Annotated in this window: 19 protein-coding genes; 10 read left to right on the plus strand and 9 right to left on the minus strand. The window is 70.7% G+C overall.

Translation table 11 applies throughout. The features are described from left to right. Nucleotides 1-8 precede the first annotated feature (8 nt). The 3 genes from ABZT06_RS05150 to ABZT06_RS05160 form a co-directional block, all read right to left on the minus strand. Entirely contained in the window at nt 9-2852 is a 2844-nt protein-coding gene (locus ABZT06_RS05150; RefSeq protein ID WP_355734997.1) for a nitrate- and nitrite sensing domain-containing protein, read from the minus strand. 69 nt (nt 2853-2921) lie between these two features. Beyond that, on the minus strand, nt 2922-3938 hold the full coding sequence (locus tag ABZT06_RS05155) for a substrate-binding domain-containing protein (protein ID WP_355735000.1): 1017 nt from the start codon (nt 3936-3938) through the stop codon (nt 2922-2924). Nucleotides 3939-4601: 663 nt separating this feature from the next. Beyond that, nucleotides 4602-5180, minus strand: a complete 579-nt coding sequence (locus ABZT06_RS05160) for a TetR/AcrR family transcriptional regulator (protein ID WP_355735003.1) — start codon at nt 5178-5180, stop codon at nt 4602-4604. Nucleotides 5181-5271: 91 nt separating this feature from the next. Between ABZT06_RS05160 and ABZT06_RS05165 the strand changes: the two genes are divergently transcribed. After that, nucleotides 5272-5718 carry a DUF1772 domain-containing protein gene (locus ABZT06_RS05165; RefSeq protein ID WP_355735005.1) on the plus strand — a complete coding sequence of 149 codons (447 nt, stop codon included), beginning with the start codon at nt 5272-5274 and terminating at the stop codon, nt 5716-5718. 17 nt (nt 5719-5735) lie between these two features. After that, nucleotides 5736-6161, plus strand: a complete 426-nt coding sequence (locus ABZT06_RS05170; RefSeq protein ID WP_355735008.1) for a DUF4267 domain-containing protein — start codon at nt 5736-5738, stop codon at nt 6159-6161. Between the two features lie 346 nt (nt 6162-6507). Here ABZT06_RS05170 and ABZT06_RS05175 read toward each other — a convergent pair whose 3' ends face one another. Next, nucleotides 6508-7053 carry a DUF6114 domain-containing protein gene (locus ABZT06_RS05175; RefSeq protein ID WP_355735011.1) on the minus strand — a complete coding sequence of 182 codons (546 nt, stop codon included), beginning with the start codon at nt 7051-7053 and terminating at the stop codon, nt 6508-6510. After that, nucleotides 7053-7718, minus strand: coding sequence for a DUF6230 family protein (locus tag ABZT06_RS05180; RefSeq protein ID WP_355735014.1), 666 nt, complete (start codon nt 7716-7718; stop codon nt 7053-7055). The genes ABZT06_RS05175 and ABZT06_RS05180 overlap by 1 nt, the downstream gene beginning before the upstream one ends. 665 nt (nt 7719-8383) lie before the next feature. Here ABZT06_RS05180 and ABZT06_RS05185 point away from each other — a divergent pair. Beyond that, nucleotides 8384-9046: a Tat pathway signal sequence domain protein gene (locus ABZT06_RS05185; RefSeq protein WP_355735017.1), complete on the plus strand. Its 663-nt coding sequence runs from the start codon at nt 8384-8386 to the stop codon at nt 9044-9046. Nucleotides 9047-9064: 18 nt separating this feature from the next. Here the strand turns inward: ABZT06_RS05185 and ABZT06_RS05190 are convergent, their stop codons facing one another. Further along, a complete protein-coding gene (locus ABZT06_RS05190; protein ID WP_355735020.1) occupies nt 9065-10000 on the minus strand; it encodes a lytic polysaccharide monooxygenase in 936 nt (311 codons plus the stop codon). Between the two features lie 379 nt (nt 10001-10379). On the opposite strand from ABZT06_RS05190, the gene ABZT06_RS05195 reads away from it, so the two are divergent. Beyond that, the gene (locus ABZT06_RS05195) at nt 10380-12164 is read left to right on the plus strand and encodes a S8 family serine peptidase (RefSeq protein ID WP_355735023.1); all 1785 of its coding nucleotides are present in this window, start codon (nt 10380-10382) and stop codon (nt 12162-12164) included. A gap of 91 nt (nt 12165-12255) precedes the next feature. Here the strand turns inward: ABZT06_RS05195 and ABZT06_RS05200 are convergent, their stop codons facing one another. After that, nucleotides 12256-12918 carry a ScbR family autoregulator-binding transcription factor gene (locus ABZT06_RS05200; RefSeq protein ID WP_355735026.1) on the minus strand — a complete coding sequence of 221 codons (663 nt, stop codon included), beginning with the start codon at nt 12916-12918 and terminating at the stop codon, nt 12256-12258. A gap of 146 nt (nt 12919-13064) precedes the next feature. On the opposite strand from ABZT06_RS05200, the gene ABZT06_RS05205 reads away from it, so the two are divergent. From ABZT06_RS05205 to ABZT06_RS05220, 4 genes are all read left to right on the plus strand, one after another. Beyond that, complete coding sequence (locus ABZT06_RS05205) at nt 13065-13991, plus strand: ScbA/BarX family gamma-butyrolactone biosynthesis protein (RefSeq protein ID WP_355735029.1); 927 nt, start codon at nt 13065-13067, stop codon at nt 13989-13991. 67 nt (nt 13992-14058) lie between these two features. After that, nucleotides 14059-14709 (plus strand): ScbR family autoregulator-binding transcription factor, encoded by a 651-nt coding sequence (locus ABZT06_RS05210; protein ID WP_355735032.1) that lies wholly within the window; start codon nt 14059-14061, stop codon nt 14707-14709. A 25-nt stretch (nt 14710-14734) separates the two neighbouring features. Next, on the plus strand, nt 14735-15886 hold the full coding sequence (locus tag ABZT06_RS05215; protein ID WP_355735035.1) for a damage-control phosphatase ARMT1 family protein: 1152 nt from the start codon (nt 14735-14737) through the stop codon (nt 15884-15886). A gap of 73 nt (nt 15887-15959) precedes the next feature. Beyond that, nucleotides 15960-16712, plus strand: coding sequence for a class I SAM-dependent methyltransferase (locus ABZT06_RS05220; protein WP_355735038.1), 753 nt, complete (start codon nt 15960-15962; stop codon nt 16710-16712). Here the strand turns inward: ABZT06_RS05220 and fxsT are convergent. After that, a complete protein-coding gene (fxsT, locus tag ABZT06_RS05225; RefSeq protein WP_355735041.1) occupies nt 16670-19936 on the minus strand; it encodes an FxSxx-COOH system tetratricopeptide repeat protein in 3267 nt (1088 codons plus the stop codon). The genes ABZT06_RS05220 and fxsT overlap by 43 nt on opposite strands. Before the next feature lie 409 nt (nt 19937-20345). Between fxsT and ABZT06_RS05230 the strand changes: the two genes are divergently transcribed. Then, a complete protein-coding gene (locus tag ABZT06_RS05230) occupies nt 20346-20759 on the plus strand; it encodes a peptidase inhibitor family I36 protein (RefSeq protein WP_355735044.1) in 414 nt (137 codons plus the stop codon). Nucleotides 20760-21279: 520 nt separating this feature from the next. Here ABZT06_RS05230 and ABZT06_RS05235 read toward each other — a convergent pair. Continuing rightward, entirely contained in the window at nt 21280-22062 is a 783-nt protein-coding gene (locus tag ABZT06_RS05235) for a phosphotransferase (protein ID WP_355735047.1), read from the minus strand. Between the two features lie 278 nt (nt 22063-22340). Here ABZT06_RS05235 and ABZT06_RS05240 point away from each other — a divergent pair, with 278 nt between their 5' ends. Next, nucleotides 22341-23537: an IS110 family transposase gene (locus ABZT06_RS05240; RefSeq protein ID WP_355735049.1), complete on the plus strand. Its 1197-nt coding sequence runs from the start codon at nt 22341-22343 to the stop codon at nt 23535-23537. Nucleotides 23538-23574: the final 37 nt, after the last annotated feature.

The raw sequence follows: 23574 nt of genomic DNA on the forward strand, positions 1-23574 counted from the left end.
CGTGTCCTTCATGAGCGATCGGTGTGGGGAGTACGGGCGGCGACGGGGGCCTCCGGCGTGCGGGGCGGGCCGTGCGGGTCGGCGGTGGTGACGTCCTCGGGGCTGTCGAGCGGGCGGGTCCCGTCGGTGGTCGCTTTCTCCGGTACGGCGGTGGGGGGCGGGTCGTGCGGGGCGTGTGTTCCGGTGACGGGTGGGTCCTGTGGCTTGGCGGGGGTGGTCAGGTTTTCGGGGGTGTCGAGCGGGTCGGTCTCGTCGGTGGTCGCTTTCTCTGGTACGGCGGTGGGGGTGGGCCGCGCCGTCGGGTCCTGGGGGGTGTCGAGGAGGTCGTCCTCGTCCCGGGCGCGGAGCGTGCCGCGCTGGAATCCGGCGAGCGAGGAGGCCGCCCGGTCCGCGGTGAACTCGTCGGCGTCCTCTTCCGGGCAGGTGGCCGGGGCCTCGTCGCGCAGTTCGACGGCGAGACTGGTCTGCGGGACCCGCCGGGGGAGCGGGGTGAGGCCGTCCGGGCGGGGGGTGGGGGTGTCCCGCGCCGCGGGGAGCGGTCGGATCCCCGTCCGGCCGGACACCGCCCCGGCCGCCGACTCCGGGTCCGGCACACCGCCCGGCTCGTCCGGGGCCGGGGGTCCCGGGATGTCCGCGGGGTCCGCAGGGGCCTCGGCCGAGTCCGCCGTGAGTCCCGTACCGACCGGCGACTCCGCGTCCCGCACACCGGCAGGATCGGCCGCCGGGTTCGCGGGGTCGCCACCCCGGCCCCCCGAGCGTGAGGCGTCCGTCCAGGCCGCCGTACGTTCGCTGCCGGCCGAGGTTCCGGCCCCCGCCGGGCCGGCCACGCGCCCCGCGCCCGTCGGAGCCGAAGTCGGATCCGGCCCGTCGGCCGCCGGACCCGTGCTCACCGCTGCCGTCACCTCACGCCGGCCCTCCGGCTCGTTCTCCTCCCGTACCACGATCTCGTGCGGGATCAGGACGATCGCCGTCGTCCCGCCGTACGGCGAGGAACGCAGGGTCACCTGGATACCGTGGCGGTCGGCGAGGCGGGCGATGACGAACATGCCGAGGCGGAGATCGTCGGCGAGCGCGACCACGTCGAACTTGGGGGCCTCGGACAGGTGGGAGTTGAAGGCGGCGTACTCGTCCTCCGACATGCCGAGGCCCCGGTCCTCGACCTCGACGGCCAGACCCTTGGCGACCAGCCCGGCCCGTACCGAGACGGGGCTCGGCGCGGGGGAGTACAGCGTGGCGTTCTCGATCAGTTCGGCCAGGAGGTGGATCACGTCCGCCACCGCGGGCGGGGCCAGGCAGACCTCCTCCTCGGTGTGCACCTCCACCCGCTGGTACTCGGCGACCTCACCCACCGCGCTGCGCAGGATGTCGATCAGCGCGACCGGCTCGGTCCAGCTGCGCCGCGGCCGGCCGCCGCTGATGATGACCAGGTTCTCCTCGTACCGCCGCAACTGGCTTGCCGTGGAGTCGAGTTCGTACAGCCCCGACAGCACGTCCGGGTCCTGGTGCTCGCGCTCCAGCGTGTCCAGCCGGCTGAGCTGGAGGTTGACCAGGTTCTGGCTCTGCCGGGCGATCCCGAGGATCACCTTCTGGAACCCCCGCCGGGTGTCGGCGAGTTCGACGGCGGTCACCACGGCCGTCCGCTGTGCCGCGTTGAACGCCTTGGCCACCTGCCCCAGTTCGTCCGAGCCGTAGTCCAACTCCGGCGCCGCCCGGTCGATGTCGACCTTCTCGCCCCGCTCGAGTCGTGCCACCACGTCCGGCAGCCGTTCCTGGGCGAGGCCCAGCGTGGCCTCCCGCAGGCCCCGCAGCCGCCGGGACAGCGAACGGGTGATCCGCCAGGACATGACGAGACACACCAGCAGGGCGATCAGCCCGCCCGCACTGAGCGAGGCCGCCGTCAGCAGCTGCTCGTGCGCCTTGTCCGCGCTCCGGGTCAGCAGCCCCGAGGTCTGCTGCCGGATGAGGGCGGTGTAGCGGACGGAGACCTTCTCCATCGCGTCCGCCCACCGCTTTCCCGCGTCCGGCAGTGCCACCTTCCCCGTGCCGCCGGCCGGCCGCGCGGCGAGGACCTGGTCCTCGACCGTCGTCAGGGTCCGCCAGTCCCCGCTCGCCAGGATCCGCTGGGTCTGCGTCTTCGCCTCGCCGCTCAGCGCGGGCACGATCTGGTCCTCGACGAGCCACCGGCGCGTGTTCACCAGCTGGACGAAGTGCTCCCAGGCCCTCTCGTCGAGATGCCCGGACGGCCAGGCCAGGGTGAGCGCCACATCCTCCTGCGAGGTCAGCTCCGCCGCGTGTTCGAGGGCGACGAGCGGCCCGGCCTGCGAGGTGAGGTCACCGTCGTCGACCTGCGAGAGCTGCTGGAAGGCGTGTATCTGGTCGTCGATGATCGAGGTGTACTGGTCGAGAGCCTGCTCGGCGGTGATGTCGGTGGGGTGGTCCACCTGGTCGCGGTAGTACTCCAGGCTGCCCACCGAGCCGAGGACCGAGTACAGCTGGTCAGTGATGCGCGCGGGCGCCTGCTGGATCTTCTCGGACTGCCCCACGAGTTCGGCGACCGCCGCGTCCGTGGCCGCCCGCTTCTCGTCCAGGGCGGCCCGGGAACCGGGCACCTTGGCCAGCCAGGCGGCGGACACCGCGCGTTCCCCCTGCAGCGCGAGCGTGGTCTCGGTGCCCATCGCGCCGGTCGACCGGCTCAGCTCGGTCTGCGAGCGCAGCCGTAGGCCTTCCGCGAACAACTGCGTGGTGGTCACACCCCACATCGCGGCGAGCGTGACGCTCGGCACCAGCGCCAGCATGATGAGGGAGAGACGTATGGAGCCGAGGCGGCGCCGGGCGCCTTTCCGGTCGGGCATGGTCGTCCTTGGGCGGTCAGTGAGAGCGGGGTGGGCTGTTCCGGGGGGAGCGGTTGTCGAAAGGGGAGGTCACCGCGTGCCGGCCGCGGCGAACCTCGCGACCGCGGCGACGTTCGTCCGGGTGACGAACGCGGGTCCGGTGAGCACGGGAGCCACGCCGCCCCCGCTGACGTTGCCGTTGGTTTTGTACAGCCACAGCGAGTCCACGGCGAGGTAACCCTGCAGATACGGCTGCTGGTCCACCGCGAACTGCACGCTTCCGGCGCGGATCGCCTTGGCCAGGTCGTTGTTGAGGTCGAAGGTGGCCACCTGGGCCCTGCTCCCGGCGGCCTTCACCGAGTCCACGGCGTCCAGCGCGAACTGCGCGCCGAGCGTGACGACCTCGTCGATCCCGGGGTCCTGCCGCAGCCTGGCCGTGAGGACGGTGTCCACGGCCTCGGGGTCGGTCCCCTCCACGTACAGGTTCTCGGTCTGGCCGCCGAACGTCTTCTTCACACCGGCGCAGCGCGCCTCCAGGGCGACATTGCCCCGCTCGTGGATGACGCACAGCGCGTGCTTGACCCTCAGGCCGTTCAGCTTGTCCCCGACGGCCGCGCCGGCCACGATCTCGTCCTGGCCGAAGTACTCGAGGAGCCCCTGCGCCTTCCAGGCGTCGATACCGGAGTTGAGGCCCACCACCGGGATGTCCGCCGCCCGCGCCGCGGCCACCGGGGCCCGCATCGCGGCCGGCTTGGCCAGGGTCACCGCGATGCCGTCGACCCGGTCACTGATCGCGTCGCGCACCAGGCGGGCCTGCCCTGCCGGATCGGAGTCGTTGGCGTACGTCAACTCGACACCGTCCTTCGCGGCGGCTGCCTCGGCCCCCTTCCGCACGAGCTCCCAGAAGGCGTCCCCCTCACCGCCGTGGGTGATCAGGGCGATCTTCAGCCCCGCCGCGCCCGCCCCCTTCGCCACGCCCGTGCCGGTGTCGAGCCGGGAGTCGTCGCCGGCGCCGGAGCAGCCGGCGAGCAGCAGGAGGACGACGGAGGTGAGGGCGGCCAAGCGCAGGGATCTCAAGGAAGTCCGAGGTGGGGGAGGAGTGTTCATGGGTTGCGGCACCTCGCTGTGCGGCCTCGCAGGCGGAACGCGAAAGTGCGGCCGGAACGCGGGCGCGGCGGCCGATTGAACTTTCACTGGCCAGGAGCCAACCGCGTGTGACGGCCGGTAGTCAAGTGATCAGCCCCTTGTAGTGACTTCTCGGTTCCGCATCGTAATGATCTTCACGCGCCCCGGTGTGCGCCCACCGGGACTTCCCGGCCGCGCCGGTGGCCTCCCACAGTGTTCTTCGCGGTGACGAACGGTGTCATGACCGTCGTGGTGTTCCCGCCGCAACTGGGCTTGGGCATCGATGGGTTCAGTCGGACCTCGCCCTCGTCCGGTGGCCGCTCAGGCCGGCGGTGGCCTCGTGGGCGGCGGGGGCGTACCGCGTACGACGATGGAGGCGCCGCGGGATGTACGGGGGCTGGGTGTGCCGCTGTCCGGCCTGTGCGCGTCCGTGGCCGTCTGTCACTCGGCGGCACCGGGCGCGTATCACCTGGGCCCTGCCCCTCACGCTGACCGTCGTCGGCTGCGGCGCGGGGGCGCCCCGTCAGGGCTATGGCCGCCCGGCGATCCGCGGCCGCGCCGTCTGGGAGCGAGTGACCGGGACCGACGCCGCAGGTGACCGGCGGCGGGGCCGAGGCCCCGGCTGCGTGTTCGCCGGGATTGCGGTCAGACCATGGCGAGCCGGTCCACCAGCAGCTCCACCCTCGACTCGGTGTGCTCCCGCGGCAGCCGTCCCGACCGGGTCAGAGTCGCCACCCCGTGCAGGGACGCCCAGAACACCTCGGTGAACAGCCCCGGGTCGACACCGTCCCCGGCGACCTCGCCGAGGCACTCCAGCAGCGCGGCGAAGGCGTCCTTGAGGGGTTCCGGGGTGTCCTCCTGCGCGTACGCCAGACCGCCGTCGAGCTGGAAGATGGCGTCGTAGACCGCCGGGTTGCGTTCGGCGAAGTCGAGGTAGGCGCGGGCGAGGGCGGCGACCCGCTCGCGCGGCCCGTCCACGGCGGCGGTCGCGGTCCGCACCGTCGCGGCCAGTTCTGTGGCGCCTTGGAGGGCGACGGCACCGATGATCTCGCGCTTGCCGCGGAAATGGCTGTAGAGGACGGGCTGGCTGTATTCGATGCTCTCGGCGAGGCGGCGGGTGGTGACCGCGTCCCAGCCCTGCTGCTCAGCGAGTTCACGGGCCGTCGCCACGATGAGGCGCTCGCGCTCCGCCCGTTCCCGCTGCTTGCGTTCCTGTACCGACATGTTTCGATCCTAGCACCGCTAGACAAGGGAGCGGCAGAAGGTCTAGCGTTGCCTCATCGGCTAGCAACACTAGATTCCGGGAGGGATTCTCATGCTCAACGCACTCGAGGTCGTCACCACCGTGGTCGTCGGCCTGATGGTGGGGGTGGAGTTCTCCGTCGCCTTCGTCATGAACCGGATCCTCGACGCCCTCCCGGAGGACAGCAGCCAACTCGGCCATGCCCACGGGGGCCGGATGCTCGGCGCCGTGATGCCGGTCTGGTACATCGGTTCACTCGTCCTCGTCGGCATCTGGGCCGGCGCCGGGTGGGACCACGACGGCGCCGGCCTCGTCGTCACCGCCGGCGCGCTGCTGACCCTCAGCGTGGTCATGTCGATCCTGCTGCTCGTGCCGATCAACAACCGGAACAAGACGTGGACCCCCGACAACCGGCCCGCCGACTGGAAGCAGCAGCTCAATCGCTGGGAGCGCTTCCACTACGTCCGCGTCGCCGTCATCATCGCCGCCTTCGCCCTGCTGGTCACCGCCCTCGCCTGAGCCCAAGGAGAAGAACGATGTCCCTGAAGAAGATCAACACCGTCCTGGTCGCCGCCCTCGTCCTCTTCATCCTCTGGTTCGGCGGCGAGTTCATCCTGAGCCCGCAGACGACGGCGCCGGGCTTCGGCCTGCCGAACTGGCCGTCCGGCGACGGCGGCGGCTTCCTGATCATCAAGGGAATCCGCGACGTCACCCTGGCCCTGGTCCTGGGCGTCCTGCTGGTGACGGGCCACCGCCGGGCCCTGGGCTGGGTGCTGCTGGTGGAGTCTTTCGCCGCCTACGGCGACATGACCACAGTGCTGGCCCACCACGGCTCCGTGGCCACCGCACTCGGCGTCCACTGCCTGACCGCGACAGTGATGGTGGTCAACGGCCTGCTGATGATGCGTGAGACCCGCACAGCCGCGGCCGCTCCGGCGACGCCCGCCCCACAGCCCGCCTGACGCCATCGCTCCAGGGCGGTGAGGCCGCGGCCGTGGCGGGCGGCCGACGGTGCCGGGCAAAGACGCCCCGCCAGGTCGTCCCCGCCGCCCTGTCCCGCCGGAGGGGAGACCGGTGCCACCGGGCGCAGGACAGCGGCGGGACGGATCGCGCTGCGGCACCCGTGTCAGTGACCGAGTTGCCCGACAGAGTGCCTGCGTCGTCATGCGCGACGGCGGCACGGCGGTCGAGGAGCGCGTCGAACCGCGCAGGCCGCCCGGTGTGTGACGGGCGTGCCTGCGCGGTCCGGGCCCCTGGAGGGGAAGGTGGATGCGTGCGCCTGCTGCGGGAGCGGACCGCACGTCCGGGTTACTGGGCGGCCCTCGGTGTGCCGGCGGCTGTCACGGCCTGAGCCGTGTAGGGGTCGGTACCGGCCTGTCCCGTGTCGGTCGCCGGCCCGTCCTGCGGTACCTGCCGTGCCTGCCCGCGCCGCTCGCGGCGGCTCACCCGCGGCTCCTGGTCGGGCAGCCAGCCGAAGGTCAGGACGCTTCCGACGACACCCAGCAGGAGGCCGACCATGAAGCCACCCATGTTCGAGGTGACCCAGGTGCCCAAGGAGATCAGGACGCCGGTGATCGAGTAGAACAGGCGCTGAGCGGGGTTGAAGAGGATCAGCAACCCCAGCAGCACCATCAGGGACGGCAGGAGGTAACCCGCCAGACCCTGCATCCCGACGTGCAGGACGACCTTCAGCGAGACCTTCATCGTGAGCAGGATCCATGCCCCGCCGAGGGTGAGCCACAGCCCGCCGAAGAACGGCCGTCCATACACCCAGCGAGTGAACGCGTCCTGGTCGGCCACAGGCTGCTGTACGCGCGGAGCCTCATGCCCGCTCACGGGCTCCTGGCCCTCCATCAGCAGCCCGTGCCGCTGAAGCTGAGCTTGAGGCCGGGCAGCTTGAACACGGCCGCCGTGGTGGCGTAGTTGGTCTGGCGCAGGTTGGCGATGTGCACCGTGTCGGCCTGCTGGCTGAAGACGCCGAGGGGGCCCTTCACGCCGCCCTTGGTGAGGGTGCTGGCGTCGTTGCCGATCTCGATGTTGTTGAAGGACGCGTCACCGGTGAGATCGGTCGAGTCCAGGGTCAGGTCGGTCGCCTCGACCTTCTTGTCACCGGCGCCCGCCTTGATGAGCAGGTTGGTGCCGCCCAGGTCGACGCTCTGGCACAGCTTGGTGATCGTCGCGTTCTTGATGACGGAGGTGACGACCAGGACCTGGCCGCCGGTGTCGCCGGCGTTCGGGCTGTTGTCCGCCATGTTGTCGAGTCCGCCGAACTGCTCGAACCCGGTGCCGTCCATCTGCGTCGCGGTGACCACGAACGGCATGCCGGAGATGGCGAACTGGACTCCGAGCGCGCCCTCGGCGGTCATGATCGCGAGACCCGCGGTGATCGCGACGGCCGGCACGGCCATGATCGCGGCCCGGCGGCCCCGGACCCGCCCGCGTCTTGCGGGGCTGTCGGGGGCTTCGGGGGTGGAACCGCTTTCGGGGGTCTCGGAGGTGGTGCCGACGGACGAGGCCATGTGCTGCTCCCAGGGGCATAGTCAACGCAAGTGATGCTCACGTGCGGATGTGCGGCTTCAGTGGCTTGTTGTCCTGGCGCGGACGGTGGCTGCGGCGTACCTCTCCTTTCAACCCCCGGCGGCTGGAAGGGCTTTCCCGTACTCCGCAGTAATGCCACGGAAGTTACCGGCGGTTACGGCCGTGGGTCAAGCAAGTTGTGAGTAAAGGGTGTCGATTATGTGCCACCCGTGATCGACAACGCCTCCAGCGGTGATAAAAACCCGTCGATTGATGATCAACTCGCTTACGGCACCTTGACGTTGACGGATGATCAGGTCTACAACTCTCCCTGGCTTCCCCAGATCCGTGGCGCCGGATCCAAGCCGTCGGGCGGCATCTGCCCGCGTTCCCGGACGAGTTGTCCATCACGGGCTCTTCACCGCCCGAGTCCGACCCACCACGGCACCCGAACCGGCCGTTTCCCCCCTGGGCCGTATCGGGCTCGCCATCTCTCGCCCGGTCCGGCCGGAGCCCTCCCCCATTGGGCGTCCGGCCGGTCACCGGCCTGATGCCGTTGCCGGTCCGTCACGTACGGAGAAGGCGTGACGGGTCGGCAACGGCGGACGCCGCCGCGCGTCCGCGCCCCCCCACACCCACCCTCACCTCACGAAAGAGGCACCCCCGCATGCGTATGCGTTCTCTGCTCTCCCTCACCGCCGCTGCCGCCGCCTTCGCGCTCCCCGTGGCCGTGGCCGCCTCCGCCCCCGCCGCGGCGGACGACGTCGCGGTCCTCACCACCGGGTCGGTCGGCGGCGCCCCCGTCGCCGAGGGCACGGCCATCAGCGCGTCCCTGGCCAGTGGCACCACCGCGACCCTCTACTCCAGCTCGACCGGCACCAGCGGGATCACCTGCACGGCGTCCACCTTCAACGCCACGGTCGGCAGCAACCCCACCGCGCCGGGCACCGCCACCGAGTCCCTGACCGGGCAGACCTTCAGCGGCTGCTCCTCCAACGTGGTCGGTGTCCTCGGCGTCACCAGCATCACGGTGAACAACCTGGCGTACACCACCGATGTGTCCTCCGGCGGTTCCGTCACCGTGACCCCGGCGAGCGGTTCCGCCATCCAGACCACCGTCGTGCTGCGCACCCTGCTGGGCAGCGTCAGCTGTGTCTACCAGGCGGCGGCCGGCCTGTCCGGCACGGCCGACAACAGCGACAACAGCATCAAGTTCGCCAACCAGCAGTTCACCCGGACGTCCGGCTCCTCGCTCTGCCCCGCCAGCGGTTTCTGGACCGCGAAGTACAGCCCGGTGACCGCCGACGGCCAGCCGGTCTACGTCAACTGAACTCCGTAACCACGTAGTTCAGCGTCGGCGCAGACGAAGCGCCAGGGCGGCGCCACCGGTGAGCACCAGTACCCCGGCGGCGCCGCCCGCCAGCATGGGCGCGGAAGGACCGGAGCCGGGATCGGCGTCGGCGGCCACCGGAGTGGAGTCGGGGACGGCACCGGCCGCCGAACGCGCCACGGAAGGGGTCGGCGAGGCGACCGCGGCCGCGGTGGTCGGCGCCGGACTCCTCGCGGGCTCCTTCTTCGCGGTCTTCGACGGTGTCGGGGAAGCGGCGGCACCCGCCCCGGCACCGCTGTCCCCGGCCGCCGCCGGGAACACCACGTCCGAGCACGAGTAGTACGTGTCCGCCGTACTGCTGTTCTGCCAGATCGTGTACAGCACCTGCCGACCGGTCCGGTCCTTCGGCAGCGTCATCCCGATCCGGTACGCGCCGCCCGTCAGCGCCGGGTCCTTCACCTCGGCGAACGGCTGCTCCGGCAGGTCGGACCACTTCAGCGGCTTCGACGGGTCGTAACCGGGCTCGGTGAGGTACATGCGGAACGTGCCGGTGTGCGGGATCGTCGAGGCGTACTTCATGGTCAGCGTCGCACCGGGGGACAGGCGTGTGGCCGGCCAGTCGGAGCGGGCCAGGTCGAGCCCCTTGTAGGCGGGCAGCCCGCCGCTGCACAGCTTGCCGTCGGGGATCGTCTGCCGGTCCCGGCCGTTCACGTTGGCGACCCTCAGGTTGTCCCACGCCGTGAACGGCGAGCCGTTCGCCGACACGGCGGCCCGGCACGCGGCCGTGCCCGAGGAGTCGCCGTCGGGGGAGCAGGCGAAGACCCGGCTGACCGGATCGGTGGGAGCGCCGTGGGCCTGCGCGGGCGCCGCGGCGAACACGGTCAGCAGGAACGGGGTCAGGGCGGCGAGCGCGGCACTTGTACGACGGGCGGTTGTCCAGGGCATCCGGGCCATCCGGAACGCCTCCTCGGGCGGCGCGGGAACGAACGGGCTTCCGTGCAGTACGGGGCGCGGGCCTCCCGCGTTCACCGGCGCACGGCTCGTCCGCCTCCGAGCAGACGCGGGCAAAGCGGCCATCCCCGGTCAACCGGCCACCGTAGAGGGTGTGTTCCTGGCCTGATCAAGGGTTTCCCCTGTATCCGCATGACCTGCTCTTTGCCTATCGTTCGACCACAGCTGACCCACAGGCAACCCCGAACGGGCCACGCTTCCCCCCCCACTTCCGGCCAGCCGGCCCCCCCGCGCTCTTGGCTTCACCCCCCGCCGCTTCATCGACGAAGCGCTTCGACTGCTGCTCCGCGCTGCCCGGAGCACGGCCACGAAAGGCAAGCCCTTGCGTACCTCCCCTTCCCTCCGGCGGAAGCTGATATCCGCCGCCGCCGTCTCCGCGGCCCTGCTCTCCGTAGGTACGGCCTCCGTCGCCGCCGCCCAGGACACCCCCGCCCAGCGGGCCGCCGTCCCGGCCGCGCTCACCGAGGCCGCCCCCGGCGTCCAGGCCGAGCGCCTCATCGTCGGCTACAGGTCCGGCGCCGCCGAGGCCACGTCGAACAAGGCCGCCGAGGCCGACGCCGCCGCCAAGGACGCCGACTTCCAGCGCAGACTCGGCACCGGAGCCGCCCTCGTCGACCTGGGCGCGGACCCCAGCAAGGCCGAAGTCGCCGACGCCGTCGCCGAGTTCAAGGCCGACCCGCAGGTCGCCTACGTCGTACCGGACCGCCTCAACAAGCCGCAGGCCGACCCGAACGACACCGAGTACGCCAAGCAGTGGGACCTGTTCGAGTCCACCGCCGGCATGAACGTGCCGGGCGCCTGGGCGACCTCGACCGGCAGTGGCGTCACCGTCGCCGTCATCGACACCGGGTACGTCACCCACTCCGACCTCGCCGCGAACATCGTCGGCGGCTACGACTTCATCTCCGACACCGCGGTCTCCGTCGACGGCGACGGCCGCGACAGCAACCCCGCCGACCCCGGCGACTACTACGCGGCCAACGAGTGCGGCTCCGGCATCCCGGCCTCCAGCTCCTCGTGGCACGGCACGCACGTCGCCGGCACGATCGCCGCGGTCACGAACAACGGCAAGGGGGTCGCGGGCATCGCGTACGGCGCGAAGATCTCCCCGGTGCGCGTCCTCGGCAAGTGCGGCGGCTACGACTCCGACATCATCGACGCCATCACCTGGGCGTCCGGCGGCACCGTCTCCGGCGTGCCCGCCAACACCAACGTCGCCAAGGTCATCAACATGAGCCTCGGCGGCGACGGCGCCTGCACCTCGGCGACCCAGACCGCCATCAACAACGCCGTCGGCCGCGGTACGACCGTCGTCGTGGCCGCCGGCAACGACAACGAGAACGTCTCCGGCCACTCGCCGGGCAACTGCAACAACATCATCTCGGTCGCCGCGACCAACCGCTCCGGCGCCAAGGCCTCCTACTCCAACTACGGTTCCCTCGTGGACATCTCGGCGCCCGGCGGCCAGACCAGCACCGGCACCGCCAACGGCATCCTCTCCACGCTCAACTCCGGTGCCTCGACGCCGTCTTCGGAGTCGTACGCCTACTACCAGGGCACCAGCATGGCCACCCCGCACATCGCGGGCCTGGTCGCGCTGGTCAAGTCGGCGAACCCCGCGCTGACCCCGGCGCAGATCGAGACCGCCATCAAGAACAACGCCCGTCCGCTGCCGGGCGCCTGCTCCGGCGGTTGCGGCGCGGGCCTCGCGGACGCGGCGAAGACGGTGGCGGCCGTGAGCGGCGGCGGTACGACGACGGGGACGACCTTCTCCAGCACCACCGCCGTCGCCATCCCGGACAACGGCTCCGCGATCGAGTCCCCCATCGCCGTCAGCGGCCGTAGCGGCAACGCCCCCTCGGCCCTCCAGGTCGGCGTGGACATCACCCACACCTACCGCGGAGACCTGGTGATCGGCCTCGTCGCCCCGGACGGCACGGTGTACAGCCTGAAGGCGGCGAGTTCCTCGGACTCCGCCGACAACGTCAACACCACCTACACCGTGAACGCCTCCTCCGAGACGGCCAACGGCACCTGGAAGCTCCGCGTCCAGGACACGGCCGCGCAGGACACGGGCACGCTCAACGGCTGGAAGCTCACCTTCTGAGCGAACGTCCCCCGAACGGGTGGGCCGGCCGGTGTGGATGGGGCACTGGCCGGCCCCTCTCGTGAGCGGCCCCTGAAACGGCCACGCCCGATCACGCCTCGGCGCCCACCAGTTCACCGCTCGCGACGGACGCCAGCACCCGGGCCCCGCGGTCGGGCCGGCTGTCGAGGCCGATCAGCAGCCCCGGCACCGCGATACTCGGCAGCAGATGGGCCCACATCACGGAGATCCGGTGCCCGAGATCCTCCCGCCCGTGCAGCGCCCGAGACATCAACTGCACCCCGGCGAACGCCCCGACCAGCAGGTCCGCTGTGTCCCGCGTCTCTACGGTCGGCAGCAACTCGCCCTGTTCCCGGGCCTGTTGCAGCATCGCCGCCAGATTCTCGCTCCACTGCCGGAACGGCCCCGTGTGATCGACGCCGGGCGGTGCGCACTGGTCCACCGTCAGCCGCACACTTCCCCTCAGCAGGGAGTTGGTCCGCAGCCGCTGTCCGAAGACGAACGTCATGTCGACGATCTCCTGCACCTTGCACGGATGCGGCGGTACGGCCCCCAGCGACAGCTGCTCGTCGAGCACCGCCTGGGCCAGCGACTCCTTGGAGGAGAAGTGGAAGTACAGGGCGCCTTTGGTGACTTCGGCCCGCTCCAGCACCATCGCGATGGTGCTCGCGGCGTACCCGTGCTCGTCGAAGACGGCGCCCGCGGCCTCCACGATCGTCCTGCGTGTCCTGATGGCGCGCTCCTGTCTCGCCATAAGAACCCCTCCCATGCGCCGAGTTCGGATCTTGTCCGGTCTCGATCAGGTCACATTGAAAACAGACCGGAATCCCTCGTACTCTATCGCTCACCGGCACGGGCACCTCACCGTCCGTCATCGCTTCGGAGGAACGAGGGGGAGACATGCCAGAGTTACGGCAGTTCACGCAGGCCCGGCCCGGGTCCGGGCTCCTGACGGCGACCGTACCCCGTGAGTTCGTGCACCGCGTGGCCGTCGCGGAGATCCTCCTCACGGGCTGGACCAGGACGGACGCCGACCGGTTCACCATCACCGCGCAGTGGCCGCGCGCCCATCAGTTACACGTGTCCCCGGACCGCTCGGCGTACGAGCCGCTGTTGGTTGCAGAAACGGTCCGCCAGTGCGGTGCGCTGCTCGCTCATGCGGCGTACGAGGTCCCCCTCGGCCATCAGTTCGTCCTCCAGGAACTGCAGGTCGACACGCATCCGGAGCACCTGGCCGTGGGCACCGCCCCCGCCGAACCCGTCATCGACATCACCGTCGCGGAGCTCCGCCGCCGCGCCGGCCGCCCGGCCGCACTCCGCTACGAGGCCGTCGTACGTCTGGGCGGTGAGCGGGTCGCGACCGGCGGTATCGCTGTGACCTGGACGAACGAGTCCGTCTACCGCCGACTGCGCGGAGGGCGTACCGCGGACGTCGGCGCCCTGCGGCTGCCGCGGCCGCTGCCACCGCCACTGGCCGCCGGAACGGTGGGGCGGGCCCTGCGCGCCGACGTCCTCCTCTCGCCCGGTGCCCGCCCCGGCCGCTGGCGCCTCCGGGTCGATACCGCACATCCTGTTTTCTTCGACCACCCCCTGGACCACATCCCCGGCATGCTCCTCCTGGAGGCCGCCCGCCAGGCCGTTCAGGCACACGGAGGGGAGGAGCGCCGGGCGGCCGTGTCGTTCCGCACCGCGTTCCACCAGTACGCGGAGCTCGACCGGCCGGTCTGGATGGAAGTGAGCGAGGAGGCCGGCGCCGACGTACAAGTCGTCGCGTTGCAAGGGGAGTCGGTGGTCTTCGAGTGCCGGGTGGGTGTCGCCGCAGGGTGAGTTATCGTGTACAGGGAGTAAGAAACAAACGGCATGACCCGTTCTTTTCCGTAGGAGTGTGCAGTCGATGCCGAGGCAGTTACGCGCTGAACAGACCCGAGCGACGATCATCAGCGCCGCCGCCGATCTGTTCGACCGTCGAGGCTATGAATCGACCAGTCTCAGCGACATCGTCGCGCACGCCCAAGTCACCAAAGGCGCCCTGTACTTCCACTTCGCGGCCAAGGACGATCTCGCGCACGCGATCCTGGAGATCCAGTCGCGGGCCTCGCGGCAGCTGGCGGGGGACGTGGACGCCCGGGGGTGCACCGCGCTGGAAGCGCTGGTCCGCATCACCTTCGGGATAGCGCGCTTGTCGGTCGAGGGGCCGGTGCTCCGGGCCGGGCTCCGGCTCGCCACCGGGGGAGTCGAGGTGCGGCCGCCGCTGCGGCACCCGTTCACGGAGTGGCTGGAGCTGGCCACGGGGAAGCTGATGGGGGCGGTCAAGGAATCCGACCTCCATCCGGACACCGATGTGGACGCGATGGCCCACTCGCTCGTCTGCTTCTTCGTCGGGACGCGGGTGGTGGGGCGGCATCTGGAGCCCGTCGGGCGGCAGCCGCGGCGGCTCGCGGAGATGTGGCACGTGATGATCCGGGGGCTGGTGCCAGTGCCGAGGCGGGCGCGGTATCTGGCGCTGGTGAGTCAGCTGGAGCAGGAGGCTCGGAGCGCCGGGTGAGCCGGTTCGTGGCTACAGTCGGTGCATGTCCATCGGTGCCGCCGTCATCCTCGGCAATGAACCCGGTTCCTTTCCGTACGGCGTGCTCGCCGAGCGGCATCCCGCGATCATCGGGCAGGTGCGGGAGGCCTCTCCTTACGGTCCCCCGCAGCACCGCGCGCTCGACGCGCTGCTCGACAGCTGCACCAAGGGGGTGATCGAGCCGCTTCCGGGCGGGGCGTGGGGCGAGTGGGGCATCGACGCCCACGTGGGGCAGTCCTGGTTCGACGTGCCGTGGCTCTGGTCCGAGAGCTACTTCTACCGGCGGCTTCTCGACGCCGTGGGGTACTTCGGGGACGGGCCCTGGCGCGGCATCGACCCGTTCCGGCCCTCCAAGCTCGCCGAGCTCGACTCCCGCGAGACCGACGAAGAGCTGGCGGCGCTCGACGGGCTCGCCGGCCTGTCGGTCGAGGAGCGGGGGACGGCCCTGCTGCACGGGTCGTTGTGGGGGAACCGGGCCGACCTCGGATTCCGGCTCTCCGACGGGGACGCCGAAGGGCGGGACGCCGTGCCCGAACTGGTCGCCGACGACAGCGAGCGGTTCTGGTCGCTGCTGAGCGGCGCCGGCACCCTCTGCCTCATCGCCGACAACGCCGGGCGTGAACTCATCCCCGATCTGCTCCTCCTCGCCCACCTCCTCGAACACGGGCGAATCGAACGGGCCGTGCTGCACGTGAAGCCGTACCCCTACTACGTCTCCGACGCGACCACCGCCGACGTGGTCGACGCACTGCGCCGGCTCACCCGGGCGCCGGGCGAGGCCGCGGCGTACGGGCGCCGACTGTGGGACGCCATGGCCGACGGCCGGCTCGACGTGCGCGCGCACGCGTACTCCTGCGCTCCGCTGCCCTACGCGGACATGCCGGACGACCTTCGTACGGAGATCGGCGGGGCCGCGCTCACCGTCCTGAAGGGAGACCTCAACTACCGGCGTCTGGTGGGCGACCGGTGGTGGACGCCGACCACTCCCTTCGCCGACGTGACCGCGTACTTCCCGGGACCGGTCGCCGCCCTGCGCACCCTGAAGTCCGATGTGATCACCGGGCTCGACGGGCGTACGGAGGCCGCGCTGACCGAGGCGGAGGGGCGGCGCTGGCGGACCGGCGGGACGCATGCGCTCATCCAGGTCCGGCCCTGAGGAGCGTTATGCTGCCGAGTTGTACCGGTGGGCTGCCGTACGTCCCGCCGACGGGCAGCGAAAGAGGACGTCATTGACCCCGCGGTACCTGAGCAATCCTGGGGAGCCCGTCTACGACGTGGAGGCCAGGCGCTACCTCGACGCCACGGACGCCCGTGACGAGGCCGACCTGCACGACGTGTTCACGGACATCTACCGCACCAACCGCTGGGGCTCCGACGAGACCCGCTCCGGACCGGGCTCCGAGCTGCAGCGCATGAAGCGGGTCGTCGCCCGACTCGGCGCCCTCATCGGGGACTTGGGGGTCCGCTCGGTGCTGGACGCGCCGTGCGGCGACCTGAACTGGATGCAGCACGTGGAACTGCACGGGGCCTCCTACCTCGGCGGGGACGTCGTCGCGGAACTCGTCGCGGCCAACCGAGCCCACCACCCCGGCCCGGGGCGGGATTTCCAGCTCCTGGACTTCACCGCCCAGCCCGTGCCGCGCGTCGATCTCATCGTCTGCCGGGACGCCCTCGTGCACTTCTCCTATCAGCATGTGGTGGAGGCGCTGACCCGTTTCCGGGAGAGCGGCTCGCGCTATCTGCTCACCACGACCTTCTCCCGGACGGCCGCCAACACCGACATCGTCACGGGCTGGTGGCGGCCGATCAACCTCCGGCTGGCCCCCTTCGGACTGCCCGAACCGCTCCAGGTCATCGGCGACGACGAGTCCGACGACTTCTACGACGACAAGATCCTCGCCCTGTGGGACCTCGCGCAGATCCCGGCACGCTTCCCGGGCTACGAGCCCGCCGTCGCCGAGTCCGGGTCCCTGGGCGCCTGATCCTCGGACCGCAGGCGGGCGAGGGCCTCCTGAGCGGCCAGGGTCCGTGGATGCCGTGACCCCAGCACCTCCTCGCAGGCCTCCCGCACCTCCGTGAACTCCGCCTCAGCGGCGGCGAGTTCACCCTTGAGGCACAGCAGCCCCGCCAGGTTGTACCGTACCGACAGAGTCCCCGGGTGCCGAGGCCCCAGCGTCTCCACACAGTCCGCGAGCACCGTCCGGTACTCCGCCTCCGCCTGCTCGACATGCCCGCGCAGATGCAGGACGTGCGCGGCGCCGTGCCGTACCGAGAGGGTGAGCAGGTGCTGTTCGCCCAGTACGGTCCGACGGGCCTCGTAGACCTCCCTGAACTCCTGTTCCGCAGCGGCGAGTCGGCCCTGGTCCTTGAGCAGGTCGGCGAGGTTGTGGCGGACCGCGAGCGTGCCCGGGTGACGAGGGCCCAGGGTCTCCACGCAGTCCGCGAGGACCGTGCGGTACTCGGTCTCGGCCCGCTCGGTACGGCCCCGCAGGTGCAGGACGTGCGCGGCGCCGTGCCGTACCGAGAGGGTGAGCAGGTGCTGCTCGCCGAGAACCACCCGGCGTGCCGCGTACACCTCCCTGAACTCCGCTTCCGCCGCCTCCAGTTGACCCCGCTCCATCAGCAGGTCGGCCAGGTTGTGGCGGACCACCAGGGTGTGCGGATGCATGTCGCCGAGCAGTCTGCGCTGGACCTCGAAGACCTCCCGGAACTCGCTCTCCGCGTCGGTGGGCCAGCCCCGGTCGCGCAGCACGGTGGCCAGGCCGTGCCGGGCGGCCACGGTCTCCGGGTGGTCCTCGCCGTACGCGTCCGCGCGCAGCCCGAGCACCGCACGGAACTCGTGCTCCGCTTCCACCAGCAGGCCGCGGTCGCGCAGGACGTCCGCGAGGTCGTGGCGCACGGCGAGGGTGCTCGGGTGGCGTTCGCCCAGTACGTCCGCGCACACCTGCAGCGTCTCCCGCAGCTCCTGCTCGGCCTGCCGGAACATGCCGCGTTCGTGCAGCACCTGCGCCATCTCGTGCCGGGTGACCAGGGTGTCGGGGTGGTTCGGGCCGAGTGTCTCCCGGTAGGCGTCCAACAGCAGGCGGTACTCCTCCTCGGCCTCCGCGAGCAACCCCCGGTACCGGGCCATCCAGGCCACGCCCTTGCGGGCCGCGAGGGTCCGGGAGTCGCGCTCGCCCAGCAGAGCCCGGCGGGTGGCGTGGACCGCGCGGTACTCGGTCTCCGCCTCCACCGGCCGGCCCCGGCCGCCCAGCAGGTTCGCGAGTGCGTACCGGACGTCCGCGGTCTCGCCGGCCGAGTCTCCGAACAGGGCCCGGGTGTCCTCCAGCACCGTCCGGAGCAGCGACTCCGCCGCCGGCAGCCGGCCCCGCAGGTGCAGCAAGTGGGCTGCCGCGGACCGTACTTCGAGCGCGTCGGGGTCGCGCGGACCGCAGGCGAGCACCACCGGCTCACACGCCCCGAGCACCTCCTCCGCCCGGTCCAGCCAGCCCCGCCGGATCAGATGCCTGGCCCCGGCCGCCGCCGCGCGCAGCGCCTTCGAGACCAGCTGGTCGTCCGCCTCGTACGGGTCGCCGATCAGGGGCAGCGGGGCGTCGCAGTGCGGGAGCAGCAGCCGCCAGCGCGGCCAGTCGCGCGGGTCGTCCTCGCTGAGCTCGGCGGTGGCGCACACCACCAGGTCGGCGACGACGGCCGCGTACTCCCTCATGTGCTCGGCGAGGTCCCGCTGGAGCCGGCCAGCGTCCCGGACGAGCGGGTGCATCAGCAGGGTGCGCGTGTGGTCGTCGCCGCCGGGCGGGGTGTGCAGCTCGATCAGACCGAAGTCGGCCAGCGAGGTGAGCGCGGTGTACAGCTCCTGGGGTGTGACACCGGGCAGCAGCGACGAGTCCGCGAGCCGGTCGGGGCGCAGCAGGCCGACCAGCGGCACCGGTGCCTCGCCCAGACAGCACAGCAGCCGCATCAGCGGCCGGGCCTGGGCGATGCCCCGCCGCTCCAGGAGGTCCAGCGACAGCTCCCAGGTACCGGTCACCGGGACGGAGTAGTTGCTGCCCTGTCTCCCGGGCGGGCGCTCGTCGAGGAGTTCGGTGAAGCGCTCGTCGAGGGCCACGCGGTAGTCGGCGTACGTCCGCACGGTCGTCGTGCCCGGCCAGGCGGGGAACGCCGAGGCCGCCGCGAGATGCGAGCCCGCGATGCGCAGCGCCAGCGGCAGCCCGCCGAGGCGCCGGGTCAGCAGCCGGGCGTCCTCACGTGAACCGGCCCGCTCCCCGGCGAGGTCCCACAGCACCTCGGTGGCGTCGTCCTCCTCCAGGGCGTCGACCGAGTGCAGTGTGGCCCAGGGCCCCCAGGTCCTCGGGCTGCTGTCCCGGCTGGTGATCAGCACCAGGCCGGGCAGCTCCGCGGCGGGCCGGACCCAGCCCGTGCCCTCCGCCAACCGGCCGTAGGGCGCCAGGTGTTCGGGCTCGTCGGCGTTGTCCACCACCAGCAGCCACGGGCTCGCGGTGTCGCACAGCCGCCGCCACAGCAGGTCGGTCGCGCTCGAACGCCCAGACCAGGCACGGTCGATGAGATCCGCGGGCGTGCCGAGGGCGGCCACCACCTCGCGCATCCCGGCGCTCAGCGTGGCGGGATTCTTCGCCGTCACCCACCACACGTCGACGTTCAGCGCGGCGGCGTAGGCGGCGATCTCCAGCGCGACCGTCGTCTTCCCGCTCCCGCCCATGCCGTGCAGCACCTGCACACCCGAAGTCGGCTTGCCCACCAGCTGTTTGAGCGTGTCCAGGAGCGGCTCACGGCCACGCACCCGGCGGTCCAGCCGGCCCAGGGGAGGGGCCACGGTCAGCGCGCCGGGGGCGCGGACGGGCTCCAGCGGGACCTGGGCCTGCTGGACCTGGATGAACACCGGGCGCGCGAAACCGGAGAACTCCTGCACGAACTCGGCCAGCAGACCGGACAGATCGGGATTGTGGGCCAGCAGACCGCGCAGGGTGGTGTCCCACTCCTGCCGTTGCTCCCGCAGCATGATCTCCTGCCGGGCCGGCGGCGCCGCGTCGAGCGCCGCCCGGACCCGGTCCAGCCGCTCGACGTCCTCCCGCCGCAGGAACCTCGCCATCCGCTGCCGGGCCGCCTGCCAGGCATCCGTGGTCATCAGCCCGACCATCGTGCCCGCGGCGGCAGCGGCGGTCTGGGTGAACAACTCTGCCCCGAACATCGAGGACCCCCTGTCGGCACACACCTCGACGGCTACGTCCGAACCCCTCTCCCGCCAGGTTCTCATGTCATGTGGTGGCGAAGGGAATTGATCCCGCCGATGAGGTCCGAAACGAGACGTCCGGGCGGCTCGGCGATCCGCGGCGCGGGCAGCACACGCCGTGCCGCCCGGTGCGGGATCCGCAGCTGGAGCCGTGCGATGGGGGTCCTCCGGGGGAGGCCAACCGGGTTCCACGGAGCGTCCGGCCACGCGCGACTCCGGCGGGCCCAGCGGTCGAAAGTCCGGTCGGACAAGGTTTCGACAAGGTCGCGACAAGGTCGGCATTCCACATTCGGTGCACGCACCGCCGAGGGGGCCGGCCCGAGACGTGTTCTCCGCCGGAAGGATCACACACGGGAAAGGACCATGAATGAACGTCACAACACGCACAGTCCGCAGGACTCTGAGCGCGACCGTCGTCGCCACCACGGTGGCGGCTCTTGGCCTGCTGGCACCGAGTACGGCCGAAGCCGCCGCGAGTGACTGCCCTTCCGGCAGCCTGTGCGTCTGGGACCAGATCAACTACACGGGAAACCGCTGCACTTGGAGCAATGCCGACAGCGACTGGACCAGCGGGACCGTGAAGTGTTCATGGGCTGACGACCGCAACGTCAAGTCGGTCTACAACCACGGGACTTCTTCCTCGTACGAGGGAGTCGGCCTCTATTCCGGAGCGGGCTACTCGGGGTATCTCGGCTGCATAGGACAGGGCGTGAAGGGCCCTGGCGTCAGCGGCGGCCCCGGCCTCAAGGTGCTGTCCCACAAGTGGCTCGCCAGCTGCTGAGTCCGGACACCGGGTGGGGCCGCCGAGGGGGAGCGGCCCCACCGTCGGCAGGGTGCCCGTGGCCATCATGAGTTTCAACGTCCGGTGTCGAACGCGGCTCGAACTTGATCAGCGTTTTCGCAGTTGGGCGGACGTGTAGGCGGCCTTCGTCTGATCCTGTGCTCTGTCACAGAGTGGATCAGTTGCGAAGGCCGTAGTCGTGAGTTTGGTGCATCAGGGCGCCCTGCGGGATGCGTTCGCCCCGCGCATCGCCTACCTGTTGGATGACCTGCCGGTCGAACCCCGAGGGCGGCCGGCCGCCCAAGCACGGCGGCGAGTTCGTCTACGGCTACTCCGCAAGCTGGGCCACCGAGCAGGCCGCGACGGTCATGGACACCCGGCTCTGTGGGAAGGCGACCGCGCAGGCGTGGGATCTGCTGCACCCGCGGCTGGCCCGCCGGGCCGCATGGCTAGACCACGACAGGCCGTTGCCCATCATCGAGGGGTGCGATGCCAGGAGCCAGGCACGGGCACTTATGCCTCAGCCAGTGAGCAGGGCCTGCATCCACTGGTCTTCGCGTTGTTCGATGTATTCGGCGTCGTTGCGCCAGGCGTCGCCGTGGCCTTCAGCCCATAGCCTTGCCCAGGGCTGGGCTCCTTGGGCTGCTTGGTCGCGCAGGAAGTCGTGCATGGAACGCGTACGGCGCCCCAGTAGCGGGACCAACCGACGGCGTTCGGACTCAGCCAGACCGTAGGCGTCGGCGAAGACTCGCAGTCGGTCCGCCGCGTCCGGGCTCTGCCAGTCCGGATGCGCGGACAGCGGGATGAACCCGTGAACGGCGTATGCGACATCCCACAGGCGCGAGCCGGGACCTGCAGTGTCCCAGTCGATGAAGGCCCACCGCGCCTCGTCTGCGACCACGAGGTTCGAGGGGGCCAGGTCGTTGTGGGCGATGATGTCACTGCCCTCAGCGGGGATCAGCGTCTGCCACCGCGCGTCGGAGGGTGGCGTGAAGTCCTGCACGGCGTCGTGGAAGTCCCGGATCAACCGTGCCACGCGAGCCAGTTGTCGAGCGGGTTCCATCAGCGAGAACCGGTCGGGCCAGACCACATCTCCCGGCATGAAGGTCAGGACCTCGCGCCCCTGATCGTCAATGCCGAGTGGACGAGGCGCCGCGCCGAATCCCACCTCCTGCAGGTGGGCAAGCAGGGCATGCACAGCGGGAGTCCATGGTCCGGCCGGACGGCGAACGGTGTCTCCGACGCGAACGACACCATCACTGACGTTGCCACCGGACAAAGGCTGTTCATCATCGTGCCGCATCGAACCAGTCTGTCGGATCAGCTCATCATGATCACCCTATTAAGGCTGAGCTTGTCCTACCTTCCAAGCGTGGGTCTGAGGCGGTCATTCGTAAGATCGTCGGGCCCGGGGGTTCCGGGTATGGCTGTGAGCTTGTCGCCGTTGGATGGCTCAAATGACTTGGCCGCCCGGGGCCCCGCGACGACCCGACCGCTAATTGGGATACGCGACTCGATCGCTGTGTAGGACAACGTCGGCGAGGTCGTCTGCGGGCCTGTTGCGACGACGAGCTGGCGGAGGTGACCGTGCCCGAGATCTGGGCTGGCGTGGACATCGGCAAGGAACATCACCACTGCGTGGTGATCGACGCGCAAGGTGAGCGCCTGCTGTCGCGGCGGGTGCTGAACGATGAGTCCGCGCTCCTGGAGCTGATCGGCGACGTCCTCGCGCTTTCCGAGGACGCGTTGTGGGCGGTGGACATCAACCACGGCGGTGCCGCACTTCTCATCGGCTTGCTGCTGGGCCACGACCAGCCGATGGTCTACCTCACCGGCCTCGCTGTTCACCAGGCATCAACTGCTTACCGCGGCCAGAGCAAGACGGACGCCAAGGACGCCTTCGTCATTGCCGACCAGGCCCGCATGCGCAATGACCTCGGCGTGCTCCGGCCAGGCGACGAGATAGCCGTCGACCTCAAGATTCTGGTCCGCCGCCGCACGGACCTCGTCAACGACCGCACCCGCCAGATCAACCGGCTCCGAGAGCAACTCCTGGAGATCTGCCCGGCTTTGGAGCGGGCCCTCAGCCTGACGAACAAAGGGCCCGTCCTGCTGTTGACCGGCTACCAGACGCCGGCAGCGATCCGTCGCAGCGGCGTCAGGCGCATAGAAACCTGGCTGAAGAACCGCAAGGTCAAAGGTGCCACCACGCTCGCCCAGGCCGTCGTCGAGGCGGCCGAGGCCCAGCACACTTCGCTGCCTGGCGAGACGCTGGCCGCGTCAATGGTGGCCCGTCTTGCGAAGGGGGTGATGGCCCTCGAAGAAGAGATCGCCGAGCTGGACGCACTCATCGAGGCCCGGTTCCACGATCACCCGCACGCCAGGGTGATCCGCAGCCTGCCCGGCATGGGCGCCATGCTCGGAGCCACCTTCATCGCCGCAACCGGCGGCGACATGGAAGCCTTCGGCACTGCCGACCGTCTGGCGGCGTTCGCCGGCCTGTCACCGGTACCTCGCGACTCGGGCCGCGTGAGCGGCAACATGCGCCGACCACGCCGCTACCACCGCGGACTCCTGCGGGCCTTCTATCTCTCCTCCATGGCCAGCCTGCGCTCGTGCCCCGCGTCACGGGCGTACTACGAACGCAAGCGCGCCGAGGGGAAAGGGCATAAGCAGGCCGTGCTGTCGCTCGCCCGCCGCAGAGCCAATGTCTTGTGGGCCATGATGCGCGACGGAGCGTGCTACCAAGCTGCACCACCAGTCACGCTGGCCGCTTGACTTCCTGATTGGGAAGTCATTTAACGGTCGGCGTCGA

Origin of the sequence: Streptomyces sp. NPDC005483 (genome assembly GCF_040606035.1) — a bacterium.
Classification (GTDB): domain Bacteria; phylum Actinomycetota; class Actinomycetes; order Streptomycetales; family Streptomycetaceae; genus Streptomyces.

Excerpts from the sequence above, each read along its gene's own strand:
- ABZT06_RS05150 (WP_355734997.1), bottom strand. The coding sequence starts at position 2,852 with ATGCCCGACCGGAAAGGCGCCCGGCGCCGCCTCGGCTCCATACGTCTC.
- ABZT06_RS05155 (WP_355735000.1), bottom strand. The coding sequence starts at position 3,938 with ATGAACACTCCTCCCCCACCTCGGACTTCCTTGAGATCCCTGCGCTTG.
- ABZT06_RS05160 (WP_355735003.1), bottom strand. The coding sequence starts at position 5,180 with ATGTCGGTACAGGAACGCAAGCAGCGGGAACGGGCGGAGCGCGAGCGC.
- ABZT06_RS05165 (WP_355735005.1), top strand. The coding sequence starts at position 5,272 with ATGCTCAACGCACTCGAGGTCGTCACCACCGTGGTCGTCGGCCTGATG.
- ABZT06_RS05170 (WP_355735008.1), top strand. The coding sequence starts at position 5,736 with ATGTCCCTGAAGAAGATCAACACCGTCCTGGTCGCCGCCCTCGTCCTC.
- ABZT06_RS05175 (WP_355735011.1), bottom strand. The coding sequence starts at position 7,053 with ATGGAGGGCCAGGAGCCCGTGAGCGGGCATGAGGCTCCGCGCGTACAG.
- ABZT06_RS05180 (WP_355735014.1), bottom strand. The coding sequence starts at position 7,718 with ATGGCCTCGTCCGTCGGCACCACCTCCGAGACCCCCGAAAGCGGTTCC.
- ABZT06_RS05185 (WP_355735017.1), top strand. The coding sequence starts at position 8,384 with ATGCGTATGCGTTCTCTGCTCTCCCTCACCGCCGCTGCCGCCGCCTTC.
- ABZT06_RS05190 (WP_355735020.1), bottom strand. The coding sequence starts at position 10,000 with ATGGCCCGGATGCCCTGGACAACCGCCCGTCGTACAAGTGCCGCGCTC.
- ABZT06_RS05200 (WP_355735026.1), bottom strand. The coding sequence starts at position 12,918 with ATGGCGAGACAGGAGCGCGCCATCAGGACACGCAGGACGATCGTGGAG.
- ABZT06_RS05205 (WP_355735029.1), top strand. The coding sequence starts at position 13,065 with ATGCCAGAGTTACGGCAGTTCACGCAGGCCCGGCCCGGGTCCGGGCTC.
- ABZT06_RS05210 (WP_355735032.1), top strand. The coding sequence starts at position 14,059 with ATGCCGAGGCAGTTACGCGCTGAACAGACCCGAGCGACGATCATCAGC.
- ABZT06_RS05215 (WP_355735035.1), top strand. The coding sequence starts at position 14,735 with ATGTCCATCGGTGCCGCCGTCATCCTCGGCAATGAACCCGGTTCCTTT.
- fxsT (WP_355735041.1), bottom strand. The coding sequence starts at position 19,936 with ATGTTCGGGGCAGAGTTGTTCACCCAGACCGCCGCTGCCGCCGCGGGC.
- ABZT06_RS05230 (WP_355735044.1), top strand. The coding sequence starts at position 20,346 with ATGAACGTCACAACACGCACAGTCCGCAGGACTCTGAGCGCGACCGTC.
- ABZT06_RS05235 (WP_355735047.1), bottom strand. The coding sequence starts at position 22,062 with ATGCGGCACGATGATGAACAGCCTTTGTCCGGTGGCAACGTCAGTGAT.